This window comes from Anaerocolumna cellulosilytica, assembly GCF_014218335.1.
GTDB lineage: Bacteria > Bacillota > Clostridia > Lachnospirales > Lachnospiraceae > Anaerocolumna > Anaerocolumna cellulosilytica.
This window is the reverse complement of sequence record NZ_AP023367.1, coordinates 1,399,704-1,424,797: the sequence shown is the minus strand read 5'-3', so window position 1 is coordinate 1,424,797 and position 25,094 is coordinate 1,399,704. Positions and strand designations below refer to the sequence as shown.

The following is a 25,094-nucleotide window of genomic DNA, read 5'->3' as shown; positions in this document are numbered from 1 at the left end:
CAGGAGGACATATGCAGGATTTTATGCAAATTCTAATAAAGATGATTCATATCATGCTGTTAAATATCATACTAAGCTTTGATAGTATAAGTGTAATTGCAGTAATGTCAAGGAAACTGCCCAAAAAATATAGGAAGAAAGCCTATATGACCGGACTATCCATTTCTGTTTTTTGTACTATCTTTTTTACCTCTATTATTAGTATCATTATGGAAATACAATGGCTTCCCGTCCAGTTGTTAGGTGGTATCTTATTACTAAAGATGACTTATGAGCTGTTAAAGCAAGAACACACTATGAATGCTTCTGGGGATGAAAATATAAAACGGTTGACATCCGCTATGAGTTTACCTTCTGCAATTGCGAAAATCACTATCATCAGCCTCTCCTTTAGCTTTGACAATATACTGGCTATAGCAGGCGCTGCGGATGGTAATATAGAAATCATTACCTTTGGTCTATTACTCAGCTTACCTCTAATCCTGACTACCTGCAAATACATTCTGCGATTAATAGAAAGACAACGTATATTTCTTTATATAAGCGGTGCCATTCTGATTTATACCGCTATAGAAATGATTCTATCCTATCAGGTGATTGCACCCTATATTCCCAGAATCATTGCTTCACTTATTCCCCGCTTCTTCTCTGTATTTGTAGTGCTATATGGACTTTACATGGTTAAAAAGTCCTCTTCTACCACACAGATATGCGAATCCAAGGATACCAAAGCCCCCTAAACATTTGCATGAAAAGTTTTGCATAATAAAGCCCCGCCTTCTTAGATGCTTCATAACCTGCTGTTATGGCATGCAGTAACCAAGAAAGCCGGGCTTTCATTATATAAGAGACATTAACTATAGTATCTTATAACTTAAATATCATAATAGTTTCCATTAACATTTTTGAATTTTCTTCAGTCTGCTGCATAAGTGTCATAACCTCAGAGGCTTTGGTCATAATCTCCGCTGCTTTCTCCGCAATATTTTGCGTGCCTTCTGCTTCTTCATTATTAGAAACGGTTACTTCCTGTATTGCTTGAATCATGTTCTGAATCGTTACCGATAGCTCTCCGGCAGTGGCACTAAAATCAGTGACCAATTCCTGTATCTCTGTAGCATCACTATAATATTGTTCTCCGATATCAACCATAGATTTATAATCTTTGATAACCGTAGTATCAATGAATTCAAGCGCCTTTTCAGAGCTATTTATTAAACTGGATACGGCTGCCACCACTAACTTTGTAATCTCCTGAATTTCTGTTACTGTGTTGGTGGAATCCTCTGCCAGTTTACGTATTTCATCTGCTACTACTGCAAACCCTTTACCGGCCTCACCGGCTCTTGCTGCTTCTATTGCAGCATTTAAAGCAAGAAGATTTGTTTGGGACGTTATCTGTAGTATAGAGTCTGTCAATACATCGATTTGCTCTACTGCTTTTGATTCTTCTCTGGAACTTCTCATATCTGCTTGAATTTCTTCCTGAATTTCACGGGCTGTCTTCTCAGATACAACGGCCTGCGCTTTTAAATCCTGCGCTCTTTTACTGATTTCCCTAGCAAGTTCAGAACCATTACGTGCCTTAACAGCAATAGACTCCACTGCTCCGTCAATTTCAATAGAAGATGCGTTCATTTCCTCAGCAGAAGCTGCAGTTTCTTCCATTCCTGCAGAAAGTTCTTCTGTAGTAGCTGACACTTCTTCAATGTTACTTGACAACTCCGCAAGGTTCGTTGATGATATGGATAAGTTCGTTTGTACACCGTTTGCTTCATTTATTACTTCTTTTAATAAAGCTCGAATAGAAGTAGTCATCATATCAATAGACCTGACCAGAGTACCTAACTCATCTTCCCGCTTTAAAAGTTTACTGCCAACCTGAACTGTAAAATCACCGTCTGCTATCTGATTAATCTGATTTGCAGCAATATTTATGGGATTGGCGATTACACCTGCAACTACGACTGAAATAATTATCATAATTACAATTGCAACAGCTCCTATTAAAAGTGCAGTATATAGAGCTTGATTATATTCTGTATAAACTTCGCTGTTTGGAGCTGTAACAATTACTTTCCAATTTGTCGTTGGAACAATGGCGTAAGCCCCTAACTCAGCTTCATTTTTTTCATTATTATAAGAGAAAAAGCCTGCTGCCCCTTGTCCTTCCTCCTTCTTATTCTCCATTTTAACATCTGTTATGTAATCATTTTGGCTTTTACCGATTCGCTCCGTATCAGGATGTGAAATATACGTATCATCTTCTGCCAACATATATGCATAGCCGGTTTCTTCTAATTTTATGTTACGAAGATAACCCTCCAGCTCCTTTATATCTACCATACTGAATAAAATCCCTTTAAATTCATTTCCCTCAAGAATTGGTAAGGATATGGCGATAACACGGTTTCCGGTTATTTTACTTACAAAGACATCTGTAATAACCATTTCTTTCGTTTCCCTAGCCTTGATAAAATACTCTCTCTCTGCTACGGAAACAATAGAATTATCTACGATACTAATAGAATTACCGGCAGCGTCAGCAGCCGTAAAGGTGTCAAGCTCCGAATCACTTTCCAGCACGGACGACAGCACGTTCGTTATGTACTTCACATCCATATTTTTAAATTCCGGATGTGCTTCGTAAATTTTTGTTAACTGAGACACTTTTGTATTTACCCAACTCTCAATCCTGTCGGCATTCACTTTAGCTAACTCTACTTCATTCGATTTAATGTTATTGGTTATTGTTTTGTCAAATTGTCTTAATTGAAAGATACAAAAGCCGGTCAAAGGCAAGACTGCCATTAGAATCATAGCCGCCATTAAAGTAAATTTCATTGATTTAAAAAACTTAATTGATTTCATGGTATACCTCCCTAAATGATTCCTATTACATTCTTGTAGCATTTTCTTATGCAATATAACCTCTTGTGCGAATCATTATAACATGTAAGATATACCAAGTAAATCAATAGTTAACACATTTTGTCGAAATAAGTTTTTATAGTATTAAAACTATGCATTCATCTTATTACGAATAAACTTAATTTTATTCTGTGTATTCTTCAAAATCTTCTTTCCCAACACCACATAAGGGGCATACCCAATCCTCCGGGATATCTTCGAATGCAGTACCTGGTTCAACTCCTCCATCTGCATCACCAACTTCCGGGTCATATATATAACCACATACAATACAAATATATTTTTTCATTGTAATACCACTGATAGCACACTTGTTCAAAAATGTGCTACTGCCACAAAAAAAGTGTGAAAGAATTAATAAGTGGCATTCCTTTCTTTTTCTAAATTTTCTTTCACACGAATAGCCATGCTTTACTATTTCGTACTTATTATTTTCACCTAATTTTATAATCTTATACTTCTTACACTATATACAGCTTACTTATAATTAAAAATTTGTGAACCCTTTTTTTGATTATAGCTATAAATAAGTTTTACAGTAATTGCAGAACATAAACCCATTCTAAGTGCAAATACTAAACCTGTAACAACAAATACTCTTAGTAATAGGCACTAAAAAGATTAACCTAGAGTATATTCCTAGAAAGGTTGGTAGCTAGCGATGGATAACAATTTTGATAAAAATTATGTGGACGGTTACGGAATTCCATTAGGTTTTGGAATGGCACTTGCTCAAAATTATGAAGCTATGAATTACTTTTCTTCTCTGGATAACAGTCAAAAACAGGCTGTCATTGATGGAACCCATGGTGTACGTTCCAAATCAGAAATGAGACAATATGTTTCTAATCTTACCAATGAAAATAGTTTTCATTAAGTTTATTCCCAGATAAGGGCTGGCACCAGAAATAGTTGAAGATTTTTTTTAAATGGGATATACTTTTAGTATATCCCATTTAAAAAATAATAGAACGGAGATTACCATGCAAGAATTAGACAGCTTATATCCCGCTGATAAAACAGATTGTTATCAGCTTATTCATAGCCAATTAAAAGCTCTTTTAGAAAATGAACCCTACGTAATACCAAACTTAAGCAATGCTTCTGCACTACTTAACGGAGCACTTAAAAATATCAATTGGGTGGGCTTTTACTTAATACATAACAATGAACTCCTTTTAGGTCCTTTTCAGGGTAAAACAGCCTGTGTGCATATAAAGATTGGAAAAGGTGTCTGTGGTACAGCCGTTTTAAAAGATGAAACGCAGCTGATTTATGATGTTCTTGCATTTCCCGGGCATATTGCCTGTGACAGTGCTTCCCGTTCAGAAATCGTTGTGCCAATCCGGGTTGATGGACATATTGTTGGTGTTCTAGATATTGACAGCCCCATTACCGGAAGGTTTGATACGCTTGATAAGGAAGGACTTGAGGAGGTTGTCCGTATTCTAGAACAATCTTGTCAGTGGAAGGAATATAGCCAGTTATAGTTTCTCCCTTTCCTTATTTCCTGTATTGCAGCAAGAAGCCCTTAAGTTTTTCTTCACACACCAATCTCAGATTGAATGCAGGAAAACCCAAGGGCTTCATCTAGCATTTATTTAGTTTTGTAACGGCCTCAAATAATTATTAACAGTGAAAGAAAAGTGGAAATACTTCATTATGAAAGCGGTGTCCGCCTTCTCTGATATCATGCTTGATATTCTCTTCTGCTCCAAACAACCGATAAGCCTTTTTCATAATTTCAAGCTGTTCATATACATTAATGAGTCCTCTTGGTCCGTTCAAATGGTCATCCCTACAGGATTGAATCATTACCTGCCTGGGTGCTAACAGTGCACCTATATCTCCCATATCCACATACTCCCAAAGATGGGGAATATAATTGCAGCTGCAATTACCATTCAGTGTTAAAAGTGAATCCTTATAGCCATATAGATAACCACTGATAATAGCTTGTTGTATTCTGTCGTCTAAAGCCGACAGCCAGAGTGTTAACATGCCTCCTCCTGAAAATCCTACGCAGCCGACCTTATCATACTTCCATTCGTTCCGCTTTTTCAGGTAATCAAGCAGTCTCATCATATCCCAGGTGTTCATACCGGTAACTGTTTGTCCCAAAGGCTCTGCCATATGTGACAAATGAAAACAGGTGCTGTTTATGAATGCAGATTCGTCATCTGTTTGGAGTGCTTCTTCTCTTCTTTCTCCAAAACCACGGATATCCGGGCACAGCACCACATATCCTAAGAGAGCTAACTGCATGCCATAATCGTAATTGAATTCCTTTATCTTATCTGCAACAGCAGGAATCTCATAGCAACCTGCTATAGAATACTTTCCAGCTCCAGAATGTCCCGGCAATGCAAGAAAGCATTGAATTTCATCTGTTTTTATCACAGGCGGAATTAAGATATAAAAGGGCATATATACATCAGGTTCAACCTGTATTACTACCTTTTCACGAGTAATACCATTTTCTAGTCTGATTACTTCTAGTGTCTCCGGATTTAGTTCACAGGTTTCCATCTTGTCAAGGCCGATTACTTTTTTTAATAACGTTCTGGTTTCTTCTTTCCATTTTAGATACTCTTCTTTTGTCTCAGCCTTGAGCCTGCTTTTTCTTCCGGAATCAAACTTCTTATCCAGATGTTCCTTACAGGTATAATATTTTTTAATATTAATAATACGATTCATTCCACTTAAGACCATACCCTTTCCGCTGTCAACAAACTTTTATTTTATATTTCATACTACCTGAAACCATACAAAAAGTAAATGGGACTGCTGCAATTTTGTTACAGCAGCCCCACTAACTTTATTAATAATACTTATTTTAATGCACTTGAGAATCTGTCATATTGAGCTTGTTTAATCTTAATAATTTCTTCTACATTCATATTTTTTAAAGTTGAAATGTAGCTATCAAATTCATTAAGGCTTGTATTACCAGAGATAAAGGCTACTGCCATCTGCTCTACATAGGTCTGAATATCAACAAGATATTGAGAAAGAGTACTAGTTTCCTCAGAAGTTGCATAAATCTGTGGCCAAGAAGGTTTTGTCATAGTAGCAAGTTTTGTATCAACCTCTACATGCCACTGAGGTAATAATACATTGGTTGCCGGAATACTATTGCGGAATGGAAGACAAGGAGGATTAATTCCTAATCCCTGCAGCCATAAATTATCAGTTAAAGCTTTTTCTGTAAAGGATTTTGAATTATCAGCATTCACAACATAAGACTCACCTTCAATACCCCAAACATATAAATCCTGGCATTCTTCACTTACTGCAAAATCTAAGAATCTAACTGCAAGCTCTAAATTTTTTCCGGCTTTTGTAACTCCAAAGATACCTTTAACAGGATTTCCGCCAGTATATGCACCTGGATAATTACCGGATAATGGTTCTCCACCAACGATAATTCCTGTAGTTCCATCATATTCTGGGAACTGTTTACTGTATAACTGAGACATCTGCCAGCTAAAATCAAAAGTAACACCAGTAAGATTTTGTGCAAATCGCTCTGTAATCTGGTCACGGGTTAAGGAAGTATATTCTACTTCAAGTAATCCCTCTTCGTATAGGCTATTTAAAAAGCTTAAGTACTCTTTGTAATTCTCGCTTTCGTAATAAGAGTAATGTACCGTTCCATTATCGTCTGCATAGAACCCATTTACTAAATCAAGTCCAAAAGCAGGTCCAAACATAAAAGGCAGCTGTTTAGACTCAATACTCATAGGAATTTCATCTGTAGTATCGCCATTACCGTTCATATCATTATCACGGAATGCTCTTAATACTGTTACAAGTTCATCCAAAGTCTTAGGTTGTTCCATACTAAGCTGTTCTAACCATTTTACGTTATACATAACATTAGGCAGATAATTATCAGTAAGACCTACGATAGGAACATAATAGATGTGACCATCCTCAGCGGTTAAGGACGCTTTAATCGTAGGATTCGCATCTAAAAATGCTTTATAGTTAGGCATTGAATCAAAGTGTTCATCCAGTGGTTCGAATAAACCGGAGTTAATGTAAGAAGAATTTAAGTCAAGATCCGGTAAGTATACAATATCCTGAAGATCAGAACCGGATGCAAGCATAGGGCTAACTGCATCTGTATAGGTTGTAGGATCAATCATTGTCCAATCTACAGTAACACCTGCTCTTTTTTCTACTTCTTTAACAATTAAAGCATCATTGCTTGTTAAGTCTACTGTTGAGTACCAAGAGTTGGTTGCCAAAATACTTAATTGAGCCCCTTCTTTATCAGTAATGGGACCTGCACCGGTATAAGTATAACTATCTGTACTTCCTGTGTTATCTCCTCCCTCAACTGGTGTGTTGCTTTTGTTTCCTGAACAACCTGCCAATAAAGAAGCGGCTAGCGTAAAGGAAAGAAAAAGTGCTGTTAATTTTTTAACTTTTTTCATGAAATAAACCCTCCATATAATGTTTAATTTATTATGAATCGAAATGACAACTCAACAATATGTCATGTAATCATTTCTGATTATAACCATCTGTTTGAGATGAACTACATCTCTTTTAAACGCATTGTGATAAATGCACTGTGCTAAACTTATGCTTTCACTGCTCCAAGCATGGTGCCCTTTACCAAATACTTTTGAATAAATGGACAAATACATATAATAGGAATGGTAGCCAATACAATACAGACATAACGAATTTGTAAAGTTGACTGTGCTGCTGCCGCCGCTCCTGTAGAACCTGCAGACTGTAGTATCTCGGAAGAAGCTATAATAAGGACTCTTCTTAAAAACATCTGTAAAGGTTGCAGCTGGCTCTTTCCTAAATATAACATTGCATTAAAGAAATCATTGTATCTTGCCACTGCATAATAAAGTGTTAATACGGCAAGTGTAGGTTTTACTAAAGGAATTGCTATTTTAGTTAGAATTATAAAATCATTGGCTCCCTCTAAGGCAGCATTTTCAAATAAGTCTTCTGGAATTGCTTCCATCGCAGACCTGCATATCATAACATTGTAAGCACTTAACAGAAAAGGAATAATCATTGCCCATCTGCTGTTGTAAAAGCCAAGACCTGTTACTACCATATAACCAGGAATTAAGCCACCACTAAAATACATAGTAAAGGCAAGAAAGAAATTTAATTTTTTTCTTAAGAAAAACTCTTTTCTTGATAACGGATATGCAGCAAGGCAGGTAAATACAATATTCAAAAAAGTACCTACTATTGTATAGAAGAAAGTATTACCATAGGATATCCACAACTGTTTATACTGGGTTACCATTCCATACGCATCCAAGTTAAAACCTTTCGGAAATAATACTACATCTCCTCTTGATACCGCCGTCCCTGAACTAACCGATACACTTATTACATAAACGAAGGGATACAGGGTTACACAGACCGCCAGTAATATCAAGAACCACACACATATATCAAATACTTTATCACCAAAGCCTTCATTTCTGAATTCACTAAAATAACTCTTTTTTTTCATTGTTTGACTTTTCATGAATACTCCTTTACCAAATGGATGTTTCGTTAAATTTACGACTGAACCAGTTGGATACACTTACAATTGTAAATCCAATCAGGGAGTTAAATAAACCAACAGCCGTTGCATAACTAAAGTTTTTATTTTCAATACCTTGTCTGTATACATAGGTAGAAATAACATCCGCCGTATCATATACTGCTGGGTTATACATTAAGTATACTTTTTCAAATCCTACACTTAATAAGCTTCCCAAAGACATGATTAATAACAGAATAATCGTTGATTTTATCATTGGGAGTACCAGATATCGAATCTGTTCCCTTTTATTTGCTCCATCCACACGCATGGCTTCATATAATTCAGGTGATATCCCCATAATTGCAGCTACGAATATAATCGAATTAAATCCAAAGGTCTGCCAGGAACCAGAAATTACATACAAAGGACGGAACCAACTTGGTGTATTCATAAAGTTAATCGGATTACCTCCAAGCTTTGTTATAAACTGATTAATAATACCATTTGATGGAGATAGGAAGTTTGTCATCATACCAACAATTACTACCGTAGAAATAAAGTAAGGCAGGTAGGTAATAACTTGGGCACCTCTCTGAATATGCTTATTCTTTAATTGGGTAATACATATAGCAAATATAATCGGAATCGGAAATCCGAATATTAAAGAATAGAAGGAAAGTAAAAAGGTATTCCTGATTAGTTTCCATGCAAAAGCAGAAGTAAAAAACTGTTGAAACCACTTTAGTCCGACCCATTCACCCGTGTAGATTCCTATTAATCCATTACCGGGTTTGAAATTCTGAAATGCCATAACCAAACCGGTCATGGGTAAATAGCAAAAAATAAGATAATATAACGCAACCGGAAGGAACATTATTAGAAGATATTTATCTCTTTTTAAATTCTTCTTGAACATCCGACGTTTTTCTTCTTTCGTCAATTTTACAACATTACTTTTTTTTACCATTCTTTTTTAATCACTCCTTGTCATAATTTATAATGGCTAGAAATCATCGTTTTTTTGATTTGTATATTTTCCTCTCAAAACAGTCGAAATCCATGAGCTAATTGTACTACTTGCACATAAAATCAAAAAGATTCATTTTTTTCATAGTTCATTTTAGGCATTTTTCTCTATTTCTCACGAAAAAAGTGCAAAAAAATAGAGACTGCTGCAAAGGTTCATTTTTTTCCGATGTATTCGCAACAGTCTCTGCTATTTTATTGTCTATAATCACTCGGATTCATTCCCATAATAGACTTAAAATTTCTCCGAAAGGTAAGCATGTTGCTGTATCCACTCATACCTGCAATCTGCTCTAAGGAGAATTCTGTGGTCTGCAATAAAGTCCTTGCATACTCAATCCGCTTTTCCTGTATATACTGAAGATACGATACCCCTAGATTATTCTTACACATAAGAGAAATGTATTTATTGCTGACACCAAATAGTTCACCAATATGCGCTAAAGAAATTTCTGTATTCCTAAAATTCTCATTCATATAGTCAATAATATCCTGGTTCAGCTTTTCAATATCTTTACCCGGAGTTACCAAGTCCTCCAATTGATTGCATATGGTTTCATAGATGGCATAATAGTAATGAAAAATTTCATCCAGAGTAACATTACTTTCCATCTTATCAATCTGTATCTGTGTGGTATTAAAAACATTGTTAATTTTAAGAGCATTTAGCGTTACAATATGAAGCTCGTCCACTAAAAGTCTTATGGTTCTTGGTGCTGCATCATATTTATCCATATTGTTTTTGTAGATTTCGTCTAAAAATTTTCTTAAATCATCAATATTTCTGTCCTTTAAGTCTTTTGCCACTCGTCTTATGGCATCCTTAGGAAAATAATATTCCTTCTTGTCCAGTGAGCGGGAATTCTCATAAAAGTAAACCGCATTTCTTCCTCCTGTCAGCATATTGTCAAGTGCATCCATAGCTTCCTGGCAGGCTTCTTTTAAGCGGTTCATATTATCTTCTACCTTACTGACACCAAAGGTAATCATAAAATCCTCATCATCAATTTCTTTTAATATAGCCTGATGAAGAGTATAGAAGGTATTCTCAAGCTGTTCCTCTTCCTCACTGTTTACGATCAGAAACAGGTTTTTATTATCTTTAATATAGCATAATATCTGCGTTTCTTCCGTGGACATAATGCTGCATACAGTTTGAATAATGTCAATGATATCTCTGTAGTGGATTTCACTGATTGGATTACTCCCTTTATAATCAATGTTGGCAATGGCAATCTCAAAATAGGGTTTCTTCAAATCAATAAAATTACTATCGCTTAATATTTTTAATCGTTCCTGTTCCATGTTTCCATTGAGAATACCGTGAAGCATTCCCTGTCTGGCATAAGGTGATATGGTGACCATCTTTTCACGGTAACCATTTCGTTCTCCGATTAAGGTCTGAATTCCACTGATTATGTTCTCAATCTCATCCCCTTCTGCCTGGACAGGTTCAACGATTCTCGCAATATTCCCAATCGGTGAGTAATATCTTTTTGAAACTATATAAGCCGTAAACACAAAAAATACACTAATAAGCAATCCGATTCCTAAACCGATGTATACAGAAGTTTGAAATCCCATCTGAAACGCTGATTTACTAACAAATATTTTATACACCAAATCACGATTCACAGACGAAGCACATTGAAATACCATGCCCTCCGGTTCCCCATATTCTGTAATCAATTCCCCTTTGTAATGAAGCGTCATTCCGTTATATTCACCAACGATATTTCTAAGCTTGGTTTCCAGACTTTTCTTTTGAAACATGACCAATATAGTTCCATTTACAACACCTGATGAGGAGGAGTAATAATAATTATCTCCATATATAATACTTTCCTTATTAAATGTAAGCTCATTTTTGTTTGGCAGTCCAAGTACTTCACCAGCCGTACCAATTTCATAAAAAGGAGCATAGGAAAGAATACTGCTAAAATTTTCATCTAACAGAATCGTAGTTGAGGCCGTATATGCTCTGTTGTACCCTTTAAACAATACAATTATATTAAAAATATCAAAATTATTACTTAGATTCTTAATTTTCTTTAACTCCCCCAAGCCTTGATAAAATAAATAAGGGTCCATACTTTTATTTTCCACTACTACACTGGAATACATTTTTCGAATGGTTTCAGAACTGTTTACACTTGATATTATGTGCTTAGCACTTAGTATCTGTAAATCCATGGAATTGGTATAAGCCTGTATCTTAAGATTATACTCCTGATACTTCTTACTTCGATACACGGAAGTGGCATCATAAATTATCAGTCCTGAAAATATTGCAAAAAATAAAGTAATTATAATTAAGTAAGACATAAAAAGTTTTACAAACAATTTACTTTTTAAGTGGCTTAGGCTTTCTTTTTTCACTACACCCGCTCCTAACTTAAGCTCTATCGTAACTAAATATACCAGTCTCCCAGTATTTTCTCCTTGGTATAAGCATCTGCTTCTTCTTTTGTCAAAATTTTAACCCAAGATGGTCTGGCTTTGGTATCGGCACCTGCCCCAAAATTATTATATTCTGCAAAAATAACCGTTTCTCTGGCGTCTGGTTTATCCCAGTCATGCCAACCTTCTTCTTTGATATGTTCCCCAATTTCTGAATTTAAAATAGCTACTTTGGCATAATTTCTCCATGGTCTGCCAAGATATACACTTTTTGGTGCACAGTCACTTGTGAATCTGCATTGATAAAAGACATATCCCGGTACATCTTCCAAGGTCGAAGCAGCAGTTACATAACCATTTACCTCTTGTCCCAAGTTATTGGAAAAGATTTCACAATTTTCAAAATAAGCAGTCGCTCCGCCAAAGATAAAATCAACATCCCCGCAGATAAAGCAATCCTTGTAAAGATGTCTGCCATGTGTTCTGGGTGCAAATTCCTTCGGTCCTCTAAAACCATTTTTTTCGTAGGCTTTAGGAGGAAGGGGCGCCGTAAATAAGGTATCCTGTCCGCCTAACAGCCTACAGTTTTCAAAAATCATGCGGTCACCGTCTACATAAAGTGCAAGTGCCTGTCCTACCTTTTTGCCAGGTCCCGCACTGTTTTCAAAAGTAATATTTTTCGCTGTAAAATCACTTGCATCGATAAACAGCGTGGGAGTACGAAAAGTTCCTCTTTTTTCTCCATCCTCTAAAATCTCTAAGCCATAATCATCAAAAGTAATAATGGTTTCCTCCGGTGAAATACCAAGCAAGGTTAGATTATTCTTTTTAATGGTTACTTTCTCTTTATAGATTCCTTTATCAAGCTGTATTGTTACATGGGTTGCCTCCATTGCTTCTGCTGCTTTGACTGCCTCACCGAAAGTCGCAAAACACCCCTCTTTTTCTTTTGATACATTAAGTATAACCGCATTTTGCTTCATTACTTACTCCTTTATAAAATGTTCGATATTCTTAATTATAAACGGCTCATACTCTGAACCTGTTATTGTAACATTTTGTATTTGTAATTCAGTAATATTATTCGCATATAATCCCATTTTAGAAACCGGATCTAGTTCTTCCATCATGGCTGGATAGCCGGCCTTGGCATTCGGTGAATAGGTAACATTTATATTACTTAATTCCACTCTGCCTATTTTCTTCTCGGGTAATCCGTACAGGAAAAAGGCTGCAACATGGCAGTTTTTTGCTTCAATATTACGGAATGCCAGTGTCCTGATATCCGGTGTTCTCTCATCCACAGGAAGGGTATTCTTAGTTCTTACATATTCCGTATGTCCGTCAGGGTCACAAAAATAGAAGGAATTAATGACAAACGGAGTTTTCACTTCATCCATTTCGATGTCTTCGAATATGATTTCATCCAAAATAGCATCCTGTCCTCTTCCTCTTCTGGTTTTAATTCTAAGTCCCCTGTCCGTATCTAAGAAGACGCAATCCTTAACCAAAAGATTCTTAACTCCACCTGCCATTTCACTTCCAAGGGTAACAGCTCCATGACCACTTTCCATCAGACAATTCCGTATAATTATGTTCTCACAAGGCGTTTTATGTTTGGAACCCATATATATTTTCCCGGACTTTACGGCAATACAGTCATCCCCTACGGTAAAATGTATACCAATAATATCAACATTTTTGCAGGATTCCGGATCCATTCCGTCCGTATTCGGGGAATCGGCCGGATTTTGAATCTTAAGATCAATAAACTTTAAGTCCGTAGAAAAGTATGGATGCAATGTCCAGGAAGGGCTGTTTCTAACCGTTATTCCATGTACCGTAACATTGCTGCAATGATTTAAAAACAACATACGGGGACGAAATGGCATCGGCTTTTCTCTTTTATAACTCCACCAGTTATCAAAACTGGCGCCACCGTCTAAAATTCCTTCACCAGTAATAACAATATTAGATACACTAATACCTGTCAGTATACTGGCATACATGGGAAGAGGATTTCCCTCCCAGCTACCTAAGTTATAATCCTCTATTTCATCATAGCTTTCAATATTACCCGGTAAAACAGGGAATTTTTCTTTTTCAGTAAAAGCCAGAACAACTGCATCTTTTGCTATTTCCAGATGAAGATTATCCTTTAAGAATAAGGAGCTTATGCGGAAGGTTCCTGCCGGTACCAACACCCTGCCGTTTTTTGGACAACAGTTTATAGCAGTCTGGATAAATATGGTGTCGTCGCTGATTCCGTCACCTTTTGCACCGAATTTCGTTACATCAAGAGTAACAAATTCATATTCTGTACGAAAGTCAAGACATTTTTGTTCTCCCTCATTCGTTTTAATTATTAGCGTATATTCAGTATCCGGTGTTAGACCATTTATTGTCTGAACTGCCTTGTTACTTTTCATTCGAAAGGAGTCATTTATATATAATTCATATTCACTTATCGTTTTGTACTTACCAAATCCGGTTATCTCAAGAACCGCATTTCTTGTAGATTTAAATATAATTTCTGCTTTCATTCTAATACTCCATGCATACCGCAAGCTTGCTTGCCATACTTCCAAACAGAAGAATAAAAAATATAACTCATTGTTCTATCTGGCTCCTATTGCATGCCTTCCTTTATTGATTCAGTTTCAAATACTCACTATACAACATCATAAGTGGTCCTGCTGCCTTCTGATCATCTTCATTAATTGGCTCAGACAGGTAATAGGCGATACTTCCATCTCTTTCCTTATCAGGTCCTAGTCCCGCTACCGCACATATCTGGGTAAGATGAAGCTTACCATCACGCTCCACTATTCGATTTTCAATAAGAGAATCTAATATTTCTTCTCCTCTATAGCGGTATTTTTCCGATAGCAATGCCTCTAAGCGGCTTCCCTTAAGTAAGGCATAACCAATCATAATACTGCCTGAAGTTTCCAGATAATTACCCTCTTGTTCCGGTAAATCAATTAACTGATAGAATAGCTTGGTACTAGAGTCCTGGTATTTTAATATGCCCTGTAGTGCTTCTTTTAGCAGGTCTTTAAACACTCTGTAGTGTTCGTATATCTGTTCGGAAGCCTTATCATATGTATCTATTAATGCCATTAAATACCATCCCATAGAACGCAGCCAGAAGTTAGGAGAGCAACCGTTTGCTGGATTTGCCCAGATTCTGGTTCGGGTTTCATCATATGCATGATAATATAATTGCTTTGATTCATTATACAACAGATATCGTACATTTTTAAATTGTTTTACGATATCCGCGTAGTTTTCCTGTTTATTATATCTCGTTTCATATTCCATGTAAAAAGGTTGTGCCATATAAAGTCCATCCAACCATATTTGGTTAGGATATATTTTTTTATGCCAGAAGTTCCCACATTCTGTTCTGGGTTGTACTTTCAACTGGTTCATCATAGTCTCTATGGCTTTTCTATATTTTTCCTTGCCCGTATGGTCATATAAAAAAAATAAAATTTTTCCGGCATTCATGTTGTCCAAATTATAAGTCATTAAATCGTAACCTTGAATTTCACCATCCTCAGCTATAAAAGTATCTATGTTCTTTATTAAAAAATTAATATAGAATTCATCTTTTGTAGCTTCATACATAGCTTTTGCCCCAATATAAACACAGCCATCTTCATAACACCATTCTTTTTCTCTGTATCGTTTATAATCCATCAAGTATTCTTTAATATACCGATTCAATTTTTCCGTATTCACGTGCCAATTCATCCCTTCTCTGTAGAATTATCATATACCTTACATGATACATACATCTAAGTTCTTATTCGATTTCGAAGATGTAGATATTAATTTATAACAACTATGACAACTCCAATTATTGAGTTTATTTCTGCTATTTCATTATACTAATTATCCTAAAAAAAGAAAGATTCATTTTTTTCATAGTTCATTTTATCCTAAATGATGTATTTACCTCCTTTTTTAAGGATAAAATATACAAAAACCTTGTATTTTATATCCTTACAGCTTAAGACAGATAAAATTCAGTTTTAAAAAATACAGGGACCACGCGAGTCCCCGTATTCACCTTATCAATATAAACTTCTAAGTCACAGCTTATAAAACTTTAGATCATGTATGAATTAATCTAGTCAACTCTCGCTATCTATTTTTAATTTCTACTATTTCACCCTGTTTTTTATATATACTATCAGCCTTAACAAAACCTCTTACCATAGAAAGGGGATACACTTGTGCACCATGTCCTACCACCGTTCCCGGATTTAAAACACTGTTACAGCCAATTTCAACGTTATCCCCAAGCATAGCTCCCATCTTTTTAAGACCGGTTACTACCTTTTCCCCCTCACAATTAATAGTTACCAGTGTTTTGTCTGATTTTACATTAGAAGTGATGGAACCTGCACCCATATGCGCTTTATACCCCAATATAGAATCACCGACGTAATTATAATGTGGTACCTGCACCTTATCAAATAGTATAACATTTTTTATTTCTGTAGAATTGCCTACTACAGCACCTTCACCCACAATTGCATTACCTCGGATGTAAGCACAGTGCCTGATTTCAGAATTTTTACCAATTATGGCAGGACCATTAATAAAAGCGGAAGGGGCTACTTTAGCGCTTTTTGCAATCCAAACATCTTCTCCTCTTTTTTCATATTCCTCTTCTGGAAGTTCCTTTCCCAAGGATAGTATGAATTCACCAATACGCGGAAGAACTTCCCATGGATAGTCCGCTTCCTCCAATAGCTTTGCTGCAATGGTCTTTGTCAAATCATAATTTTCTTTTATAAGCATCTTATTATACATGTTCTGCACTATCCTTTCTATAATAAGTTTGTTTTTACCTTCTTACTTTTTATAATTAGCAGATATCTCTTTAAAACAGGCATTTAATACGTACTGGTTATTCAGTCCCTTTACGCCGTTCGTGAGGCGGCTTACAAATCCTTCTAACTTCTCCATGTATTCTTCTTTCGTAATACTTCCGTCAGAAACCATGGTAAGGCCTTTTTCCCAGCTTGCAGTTAATTCTGGATTTAACAAAGACCTTATAGAGGAATTTACTACATCGTAAATCATTTCTCCAAAAAGAGTAGGGGTAACAATCTGTGTCTTCTTATTCAAGGCCAAATATTCAATTTTTACAAGTTTATTAAGTATTTCTGCCCTGGTCGCACTGGTTCCGATTCCACTTCCTTTTATCTGCGCCCTTAGTTCTTCATCCTCAATTAATTGCCCTGCATTTTCCATCGCAAGAATCATAGAACCGGAGCTATAACGCTTTGGCGGAGCAGTTTCCCCTTCTTTGATAGTCATGGCTTTAACAGGTAGTTGCATTCCTTTTTTTAATCCTTTTATAATGTCCATAAAATCAGTATCAAAGCTTTCCTCACCAGAATTCTCCTTCTCAGAAGTATTACCTGCTTCTATTGATGGGTTTTCTTTATTTACCTGACCCGCCTTTTCCTGACGTTTGTCAAAGGAATTGATGGCAACTCTTAAGTAGCCTTCATCCAGTAACACTTTAAAGGAGGAGAAAAAAGACTCTGTTTTCATCCTGGTCGTAAGATTTATCTTTTGATAAACCGCAGGCGGATAAAATATGCACAAGAATCTTCTTACAATTACCTCATATACTTTGGCCGCCGTTGCCGACAGAGAATTTAAGCTGTTTAAACCTTGGCCAGTAGGAATAATAGCATAATGATCCGTTATTTGCTTATCGTTTACATATCTGGTTTTTGCAATATTTTTATAGCTGCCTTTCGTCAGGATTTCCAAAGCATACTCTCTGCTGTGTACATACCCCTTAAGTCCCCCAATATTTTTATGTATCTCCTTACTGACAGCAGTCGATAATACTCTGGCATCTGTTCTTGGATAGGTCACCAATTTCTTTTCATATAATTCCTGTGTTATTTTAAGTGTTTCATCCGGACTGATTTTAAACAGTCTGGAACATTCATTCTGCAATTCAGCCAGATTAAATAATAAAGGGGGATTTTTATTCTCTTTCTTCTTTTCCAGGTTCGTTATTTCCGCTTCCTGGTTCTCCTCGTCTGAAATGGTATCCACATAACTGTTTTTGCTATTCTCCTGTTTTTCAAGGAGATTTGGTTCTCTGTCTAAGAGTTCTCCGATTAAATTCTTTGCATCCTTTTGCTCTTTAAAACCGTTTTCCTTATATAATAGAAGAGAATTGAAGTATTTAGAACCTTCAACTGCCCGAAATTCTCCCTCAAAGCTTCTACCGGAAGCATCCAGAGTGTTTAGCACACGGTAGAAGGGCGTCTTAACAAATTCTCTGATCTCACGCTCTCTGCGTACCACCATACCAAGAACACAGGTCATTACTCTACCCACAGAGATTGCTGAGCGTTTCTGACTTCCCAGATAATTGGTTACATTCTGCCCATATTTTAAAGTCAGAACCCTTGAGAAATTAATACCCATGAGATAATCCTCCTTTGCCCTCAGATAAGCGGCATCGGATAAGTTATCATACGCGGACAAGTCCTTGGCTTCCTTGATTCCTCTTAGAATTTCTTCCTCTGTCTGGGAATCAATCCATACTCTGCGTTTTTCTTTTCCGGCAGGTACCTTAGCTAACTGGTCTACCAGCCTGTATATGTATTCCCCTTCGCGCCCGGAGTCAGTACATACATATATGCAGCTAACATCCTTACGGTTTAGCAGGTCTTTTACAGTCTGAAATTGCTTTTTTACATTCGGAATAATCTCATACCGGAATTCTTTTGGCAAAAAAGGAATCGTCTCAAGACTCCAGCGCTTTAGTGCGGGATCATAACTTTCCGGATAACTCATGGTAACAAGATGTCCTACACACCAGGTAACAATTGCGGAATCCGACTCCATATACCCATCGTGTTTTTTAAAGTTTTCCTTCAGGGCTTTTGCAAATTCCTGTGCTACACTTGGTTTTTCTGATATGTATAAACTTTTTGACATGTAATATCCAACTTTCCAATCTAGTCCTGCCTTTAGCAGGCTGTTTAATTACTAACACTGATTATAATTACCTGACTATATATCACTGATCATAATTTCATTCATATAATGATAACATAATTTTATACTTTTTTAAAGAGTTAACAATTTGCCGCAAAGTGTTTTAGCATTTAAGTTCGGCAGATTACCACTGTACATTTAAACAGGGATTCGCTATAATAGTGTATAGAATATTGTTTAGAAAACAACAACAAGGAGATAACCATGCGCGATTATCATATATTCAGTGATTCCTCTTGTGATACCCCGGAAGAATTACTAAAGCTTCATAATATAACTCTGATACCTTTCTACATCACTTTTGACAAAGAAAATTACTTTAAAGAAAATGTAGAAATCAGCAATCGGAAGTTTTATGATGTACTTCTTAACGAAAAAGTTTTTCCAAAGACTTCTCTTCCTTCTGTACAGGACTATATAAATTCCTTTGAACCTGTTTTAAAAGAAGGCAAAGATGTCTTTTGTTTATGCCTGACTCAAAAATTCAGTGGTTCCTATCAGTCTGCGGTAAATGCAAAGCTTATTCTTAATGAAAAATATCCCGATGCCGTTATTGAAATACTAGATTCCATCCAGGCAACCGGAGGCGAAGGAATTGTACTTATGCAGGCTGCATATATGAAACAAGCTGGATATACTTTAGAGCAAAATATAGAAAGGCTGAATAAAATTAAGCAGACTGCTAGAATTATGTTTACTGTAGATACCTTGGAATACCTTACAAAGGGAGGGCGTATCGGGAAGGTAACCTCTTTAGCAGGTGCTATGCTCAATTTAAAGCCTCTGATTCAATTAAAAGATGCAGAATTAATACCTTATTCCAATGTAAGAGGCCGAAAAAAATCCTTACAAAAGATTCTTGATATGACTGTTGAATACTTCAATGAAACCGGCGAAAAATATGACGATTACGATTTTTGTATTGCTAATGCTACAACAGAAGAAGATTCACTCTATGTAAAGAGCCAGGTTGAAGAATTAATTGGACGAAACATCGACTATCCTTTATTTCAAATCGGAGTAACCATTGGAACCTATACTGGACCTGGTGCAGTAGGTGTCTGTTTTATACGCAAATATGACAGATAATAGCTGGTACTTTTAGATACTCTCCTGACTTATTTAAAGTAATGGGTTAATATCACATATTGAGGAACTACGTGTTCTTACCCATGAAAGCATAAGCTTTGTTACAATAAAGTATGCAATGAATGCATCGAAATTTCTATATAGAAAATTTTAGAATAAAAATGGAGGATATTATGTCACCTAAAAAGCAGTATTATGAGAATCTCTCTGACAGCTTAATTGAAAAATTCAACTTAAGAGGAATTGAAGGTTATTATTGTGATAACCGTACAGAAGCTTTGGCAATGGCGAAGCGCTTTCTTACACCGGATTGTTCCATCTCCTGGGGTGGTTCAGAAACTTTAAGTGAAATTGGCCTTCTAGATGATTTAAAAGCTTCAGACTACATATTGTACGATAGGTTTTCCATACAGTCACCGGAAGAGAGAGACAAATTATATGCCAAAATTGTTACTTCTGATTATTACTTTATGAGCTCCAATGCAATTACACTGGACGGTCAGTTAATAAATATTGACGGAGGCGGTAACCGGGTTGCCTGTCTTATTACCGGTCCTAAAAACGTCATCATCATCGCCGGTATGAATAAAATTGTAACAGACGTAAATACTGGAATTGAGCGGGTACGTAATATGGCAACTCCTCCAAATACGGTCAGGCTTTCCTTAAAAACACCCTGCGCAGAACTTGGCAGGTGTGCCAACTGTTTAAGTGAAGACTGTATCTGTTGTGAAATAGTCATAACCAGAAAATCACGCATCCCCGGCAGGATAAAAGTCATTCTGGTTGGAGAAGAACTTGGTTTTTAACTAATATAATATAGGCTTAATATTGACATAATACAGGAAAAGTAAAGGAGGTAACTTATGTCAGAAAAATGTAATCTTTCAACAGGAAGTTCTGTAAATGTAGATGTGACAAAGATAGTAAAGTATGTTTGCATTGCCGGAGTACTTATTGTTACCATTGTCTTTGTAACAAATTGCATTGGCAAGCTTTTTGCAAATAACAAATAGTATAGTAATTTTTTATAATGGATTATAGTTTAAGAAAAATTTATGTACCGCCAACTACAATTGTAATTGGCGGTACATAAAAATCTTTGCTTACCTAACAGTTAAAGACATATATTGAGTTATTTCATTTTAATTAACTGCCCGATTAAAATATGACACTGCTACATCTGAGAATACTATTGTCATATAAAGTGGTTCATCTACTGTCAAGCAAACTAAATCAAATACATAATTGTCATCCATATTTTTATAGGTACACCACTCTCGTATTTTATTATAACTTGACTCTTTAGTTTCTATTTTTTTGTTAATTTTAATAAACTTAACATTATTGAATTTCAACTCTATATTATTGATCTCAACATCAGTTTGTTTCATACGTCTTTTATCATCATAACTTAACACATCACCTATACATACTTTACAAGTATTCTCATTTTTATCAAGTTCCACTTTAAATAAGTGTCCATCACAAAATTCAAAGCCTATTAAATCAGGAATACTGTATTTGTTTAGTTGTACTTTTTCTTGTGTTTTTGACATAGATTTTATCTGATACATATATTGTAAAAGTGATGTCAATCTTTTATAATCAAAGATTGATTTATATTCACCTTTATTTAAATATAAGTGTGATTGTAAATTCAATAATCTCTCTTTTAGAAACTTATTATGTTCTACATCATTACAACTAAAATCCGGCTTAACATAAAGTATATTGTTTTTTATATATTCTCCATAAACTTCCTTTAATTCCTTATCTATCGTAAATAGAACGGAACAAATATCACCCAAATATTGTAATTCTAGATTTATCATTTCAATTCCTCGTGAAAGCTTAAAAGTATACTGGAAAAGCAAAGAATATATGGCTTTTTCCATGATGATTTATATTGGGGCTCAATAGCGCATGTACATGTTGAAAATTCAATAGATATACACTATTATGGCATTCAGGGCCTGATGCGCCATAACCATAAGCTGCATTAGCTGCAGTAATAGCGTAGAAATAATCATATGTAAATACATTCGTACTCATTGTATTTACTCGTATTAATGATGCAGCTGTTTCTAATGATATTGGATCACCTACTCTAATTCCTCCCAAACCTCCCCAGTTGGCTAAGTAAGCCCTCCAATATTTAGCACCATTTTCTCTCTGAGCAATGATTGCTGCTGTATTTTGCCTAGCAAGTGTTAAATTAACTGATGCATTAGTATACCATTGTAAAATTAAGTTATTAGCCCCCACTGCCACAGCCGAATATGCTATCGCTATTGTTCCAATTACAATAAACCCCATCCCAACAATTAGTGCAACGAGATTTAAAAAGGGTAATGCACTACCAATATTTAAATAATTTCCTATTTGCACCAAATGCATAGCAATATCGCTTAGTGTAAATGTATACCCTAGTTGTTTCATCAATTCTGAATAATCTCCTGCATAGGAATTTGTGGTTATAAATGTGTTGTTATCCATTAAATAATTATCTGCTAACGGAGTATATTCGCTATCTATTTTCGGCAATTCACCATATACAACATAATACTCATAATATTCCGAAGCCAAGTTATCAATTATTTGAATTTCAGGATTATTTGTTACTTCTCCATTGAAACCTGTGTAGGTACTTTCTGTACTCGTTTCATATGCACTTTGAAGGATATTAATTTCATCTACGCTAAGATTTTCTATTATTACTTCAGGTGCTGTATTGTTATCTATTTCATTTAATATTTTCTTATTAAGTTTCAAGTAATCTAAATTATCAACGAGTTCTTTACTGGAAGCCGCATTTGCATAATTTATATTAGGTAATAGTACCAAAATTATACAGATGAAAATCGATATAGCTTTTTTTAATATTTTTTTGTTCATATTTTCCCCTTTCACAATTATTTCATAATTTTTAGTATTAAAGTTACTACTAATCAGTGTTTATCGCCTTTATTACATTTATTATTTATCCTCCTTTTTTGTGTAGAATGTATTTATTTTACATATTATTACATATTTTCACTCATTTGTCAATTAAAAAGTAATATTTTACTATATGCGCAATGTTTTGGTGAGTTGTAAAACGAGATGCATTTTTGTAAGCCAAGATGCAGTCTTTGTACCTTAGAATCATTTTTTGTAAACGAAACGCATCTTTAACCCCTGTTTGTAAACGAGAATCTTCTTTTGTAACCAAAATGCGGTTTGATTTTTACTTAAATCCGGCGTATTATACTTATAGAACTGCATGCCAAAGGGAGGTCGACTCCCGCTCGTTTTTTTTGTAATCGGAGAATCTACCCCTGTTTGTGTGGTTATGGACAGGTTGTGGCGGCTTTACAGTTTACAGGTTACTTTTTAAGGAGAGAAGGTTTTAGTAGGATGTCACCAGCGGCTACTGGTGCACATCCAAGTTTCTCTAAAACCTCTTCTCCGTGGTAGAAGCTGAACGTTTCGTAGGGACTACGATTGTTTAGCTTTTTTCTTTTGTAGGAATTAATGTGATTCATCATTAGATTAATGTCTTCCTGTGTCAGTTTATCAAAGCTGCTTCCCTTTGGAAGTATGCGACGTATCAGTTCATGGTTGACCTCGATGGCTCCCTTTTGATAAGGCTTGCCAGCATCACAGTAGAATACCCTTGTTTTCCTTCCTGACAGTGGATCTGGCTCTTCTATCGCTTTTGGGTTAGAAAACTCGCTTCCATTGTCAGTTAGTATGACAGGAAACAGGTCTTTAAAGGTTTGGTCACCTAATACTTCGTAGAGATAGGCGAAGATATCCGTCACTGATTTTGAAGTGTTCGCATCCCGAAGAAATGCTAACATAAAACTGGTATCTACGAAGTGAATGGTCAATAAACATTTCCCACCTTTGCTACCAATTACAGAGTCCATCTGTACTACTGCTGTGTCTGGATTATCCTCCATAAACTTCTCGAATGCCTCGTAAGTTCGACCAACACGACAGCTTTTGTCTACCTTGAATTCTGGCTTTTTATAACGTTCACGAAACCTTACTTTCCTTGGTAGATCAATGTTTCTGATATCAAACAGACAGGCATCTATGTAGTTATACATGGTCTTTTCACTACACATCAATTCATCCTTATGATGAATATAAATCTGGTGTAAGGACTGCCCTTGTTGTACTAGAGGGGATAGCAGTTGATTCATACAAACTACTTCCTGCTCATTAATACATAATCCACTCCTAGATTCCGAGATGATTTTATGTGCCTTGATATGTGCCTTTTCTGCATCATAAAAGTTCTTTACCAAAGAACACTTTCCTATCTCTGTGCATACATTACATATGTAAGGAGCACGGAATCTGGCTAGGCAGATTTCTTCTATATAGTCAGGGCAGCTTGCATTGCATTGGTTGCAATACTTACAGTACATAAGTTTACGGGAACAATTCTCTCCACAAAAACGTCTTCTATTACAGGTCCTACGGTTTCTACAAGTATTATGAGTCTGACCTGGATATCCAGTGGCAATCTCGCAGGAATACTTGCGAACTTCCCTGAATATGGTGCTAGGATCCTTGCCTAATCTACGGCTGATTTCTTTAAATGAAAGACCTTCCTTTAGGTTACTTTGTAGGTGAAGTCTCTCTTCATAACTAAAAAATGCTGACATAATTCCCTCCAATCTGCCGCCAACAGCTTCAGAATAAAGGAATGTATAAAAAAGTGCAAACTAAAAGACCGGTGTTTGTGACATACACCAATCTTTTGTAAGCTAAGATGCAACCTCTTAGCAGATATATATTTTGTAACTCAAAAACTGTTACTTGTAGTGGAGAGGGTTGCGTTTCATTTTACAATTAACCTCGTAAAAATTTATACCAGAATTTATTTTTGCACCATATATAAAAATGAAAGGTATTTCTGTAACTGATATATCAGTACCTATTTCTTTTGATTTTTAAAATAAAAGCATGTATATAAACTTACTTTACGTACGAAATACTCCCACCTTTGATAAGGATTCGGTTTACCGTTTTCATATCAACTAGATAAGGTTCACATCGATGTTCTGCTCAAGAATCAGAGATC

At 35.8% G+C, this 25,094-nt stretch carries 21 protein-coding genes; 6 read left to right on the top strand and 15 right to left on the bottom strand.

The features are described 5' to 3' along the window. The first annotated feature begins 11 nt into the window (after nucleotides 1–11). A complete protein-coding gene (locus acsn021_RS06200; RefSeq protein WP_184092940.1) occupies nucleotides 12–740 on the top strand; it encodes a YjbE family putative metal transport protein in 729 nt (242 codons plus the stop codon). A 127-nt stretch (nucleotides 741–867) separates the two neighbouring features. On the opposite strand, the gene acsn021_RS06195 is transcribed toward acsn021_RS06200, so the two are convergent. Both acsn021_RS06195 and rd read right to left on the bottom strand, forming a co-directional pair. Further along, on the bottom strand, nucleotides 868–2,871 hold the full coding sequence (locus acsn021_RS06195) for a methyl-accepting chemotaxis protein (RefSeq protein ID WP_184092941.1): 2,004 nt from the start codon (nucleotides 2,869–2,871) through the stop codon (nucleotides 868–870). Between the two features lie 184 nt (nucleotides 2,872–3,055). After that, nucleotides 3,056–3,220 carry a rubredoxin gene (gene rd, locus acsn021_RS06190; RefSeq protein ID WP_184092942.1) on the bottom strand — a complete coding sequence of 55 codons (165 nt, stop codon included), beginning with the start codon at nucleotides 3,218–3,220 and terminating at the stop codon, nucleotides 3,056–3,058. Nucleotides 3,221–3,592: 372 nt separating this feature from the next. Here rd and acsn021_RS06185 point away from each other — a divergent pair, with 372 nt between their 5' ends. Further along, nucleotides 3,593–3,808, top strand: coding sequence for a hypothetical protein (locus acsn021_RS06185; protein WP_184092943.1), 216 nt, complete (start codon nucleotides 3,593–3,595; stop codon nucleotides 3,806–3,808). Nucleotides 3,809–3,914: 106 nt separating this feature from the next. Further along, entirely contained in the window at nucleotides 3,915–4,421 is a 507-nt protein-coding gene (locus acsn021_RS06180) for a GAF domain-containing protein (RefSeq protein ID WP_184092944.1), read from the top strand. Nucleotides 4,422–4,560: 139 nt separating this feature from the next. Here acsn021_RS06180 and acsn021_RS06175 read toward each other — a convergent pair whose 3' ends face one another. The 10 genes from acsn021_RS06175 to acsn021_RS06130 form a co-directional block, all read right to left on the bottom strand. Continuing rightward, entirely contained in the window at nucleotides 4,561–5,643 is a 1,083-nt protein-coding gene (locus acsn021_RS06175; RefSeq protein WP_243167868.1) for a dienelactone hydrolase family protein, read from the bottom strand. A 119-nt stretch (nucleotides 5,644–5,762) separates the two neighbouring features. Continuing rightward, nucleotides 5,763–7,373, bottom strand: a complete 1,611-nt coding sequence (locus acsn021_RS06170) for an extracellular solute-binding protein (RefSeq protein WP_184092945.1) — start codon at nucleotides 7,371–7,373, stop codon at nucleotides 5,763–5,765. A 149-nt stretch (nucleotides 7,374–7,522) separates the two neighbouring features. Next, nucleotides 7,523–8,446, bottom strand: coding sequence for a carbohydrate ABC transporter permease (locus acsn021_RS06165; RefSeq protein ID WP_243167869.1), 924 nt, complete (start codon nucleotides 8,444–8,446; stop codon nucleotides 7,523–7,525). A gap of 10 nt (nucleotides 8,447–8,456) precedes the next feature. Continuing rightward, nucleotides 8,457–9,416, bottom strand: a complete 960-nt coding sequence (locus acsn021_RS06160; protein ID WP_184092946.1) for an ABC transporter permease — start codon at nucleotides 9,414–9,416, stop codon at nucleotides 8,457–8,459. 254 nt (nucleotides 9,417–9,670) lie between these two features. Continuing rightward, entirely contained in the window at nucleotides 9,671–11,854 is a 2,184-nt protein-coding gene (locus acsn021_RS06155; RefSeq protein ID WP_184092947.1) for a helix-turn-helix domain-containing protein, read from the bottom strand. Nucleotides 11,855–11,886: 32 nt separating this feature from the next. Then, nucleotides 11,887–12,858 carry a pectinesterase family protein gene (locus tag acsn021_RS06150; RefSeq protein WP_184092948.1) on the bottom strand — a complete coding sequence of 324 codons (972 nt, stop codon included), beginning with the start codon at nucleotides 12,856–12,858 and terminating at the stop codon, nucleotides 11,887–11,889. A 3-nt stretch (nucleotides 12,859–12,861) separates the two neighbouring features. Further along, complete coding sequence (locus acsn021_RS06145) at nucleotides 12,862–14,418, bottom strand: glycoside hydrolase family 28 protein (RefSeq protein ID WP_184092949.1); 1,557 nt, start codon at nucleotides 14,416–14,418, stop codon at nucleotides 12,862–12,864. Between the two features lie 103 nt (nucleotides 14,419–14,521). Beyond that, on the bottom strand, nucleotides 14,522–15,622 hold the full coding sequence (locus acsn021_RS06140; protein ID WP_243182320.1) for a glycoside hydrolase family 88/105 protein: 1,101 nt from the start codon (nucleotides 15,620–15,622) through the stop codon (nucleotides 14,522–14,524). A gap of 405 nt (nucleotides 15,623–16,027) precedes the next feature. Continuing rightward, nucleotides 16,028–16,702: an acyltransferase gene (locus acsn021_RS06135; protein WP_184092951.1), complete on the bottom strand. Its 675-nt coding sequence runs from the start codon at nucleotides 16,700–16,702 to the stop codon at nucleotides 16,028–16,030. Nucleotides 16,703–16,744: 42 nt separating this feature from the next. Then, complete coding sequence (locus acsn021_RS06130) at nucleotides 16,745–18,865, bottom strand: DNA topoisomerase (RefSeq protein ID WP_184092952.1); 2,121 nt, start codon at nucleotides 18,863–18,865, stop codon at nucleotides 16,745–16,747. 264 nt (nucleotides 18,866–19,129) lie between these two features. On the opposite strand from acsn021_RS06130, the gene acsn021_RS06125 reads away from it, so the two are divergent. The 3 genes from acsn021_RS06125 (at nucleotide 19,130) to acsn021_RS06115 (ending at nucleotide 21,030) form a co-directional block, all read left to right on the top strand. Continuing rightward, entirely contained in the window at nucleotides 19,130–20,014 is an 885-nt protein-coding gene (locus acsn021_RS06125; protein WP_184092953.1) for a DegV family protein, read from the top strand. Between the two features lie 173 nt (nucleotides 20,015–20,187). Continuing rightward, a complete protein-coding gene (locus tag acsn021_RS06120) occupies nucleotides 20,188–20,823 on the top strand; it encodes a lactate utilization protein (RefSeq protein ID WP_184092954.1) in 636 nt (211 codons plus the stop codon). 57 nt (nucleotides 20,824–20,880) lie between these two features. Further along, entirely contained in the window at nucleotides 20,881–21,030 is a 150-nt protein-coding gene (locus acsn021_RS06115; protein WP_184092955.1) for a hypothetical protein, read from the top strand. A gap of 129 nt (nucleotides 21,031–21,159) precedes the next feature. Here acsn021_RS06115 and acsn021_RS06110 read toward each other — a convergent pair whose 3' ends face one another. The 3 genes from acsn021_RS06110 to acsn021_RS06100 form a co-directional block, all read right to left on the bottom strand. Continuing rightward, on the bottom strand, nucleotides 21,160–21,849 hold the full coding sequence (locus acsn021_RS06110; RefSeq protein WP_184092956.1) for a hypothetical protein: 690 nt from the start codon (nucleotides 21,847–21,849) through the stop codon (nucleotides 21,160–21,162). A 19-nt stretch (nucleotides 21,850–21,868) separates the two neighbouring features. Further along, nucleotides 21,869–22,912: a hypothetical protein gene (locus acsn021_RS06105; protein ID WP_184092957.1), complete on the bottom strand. Its 1,044-nt coding sequence runs from the start codon at nucleotides 22,910–22,912 to the stop codon at nucleotides 21,869–21,871. Nucleotides 22,913–23,382: 470 nt separating this feature from the next. Continuing rightward, nucleotides 23,383–24,675, bottom strand: coding sequence for an IS30 family transposase (locus acsn021_RS06100; RefSeq protein ID WP_184092958.1), 1,293 nt, complete (start codon nucleotides 24,673–24,675; stop codon nucleotides 23,383–23,385). Between the last annotated feature and the right edge of the window lie 419 nt (nucleotides 24,676–25,094).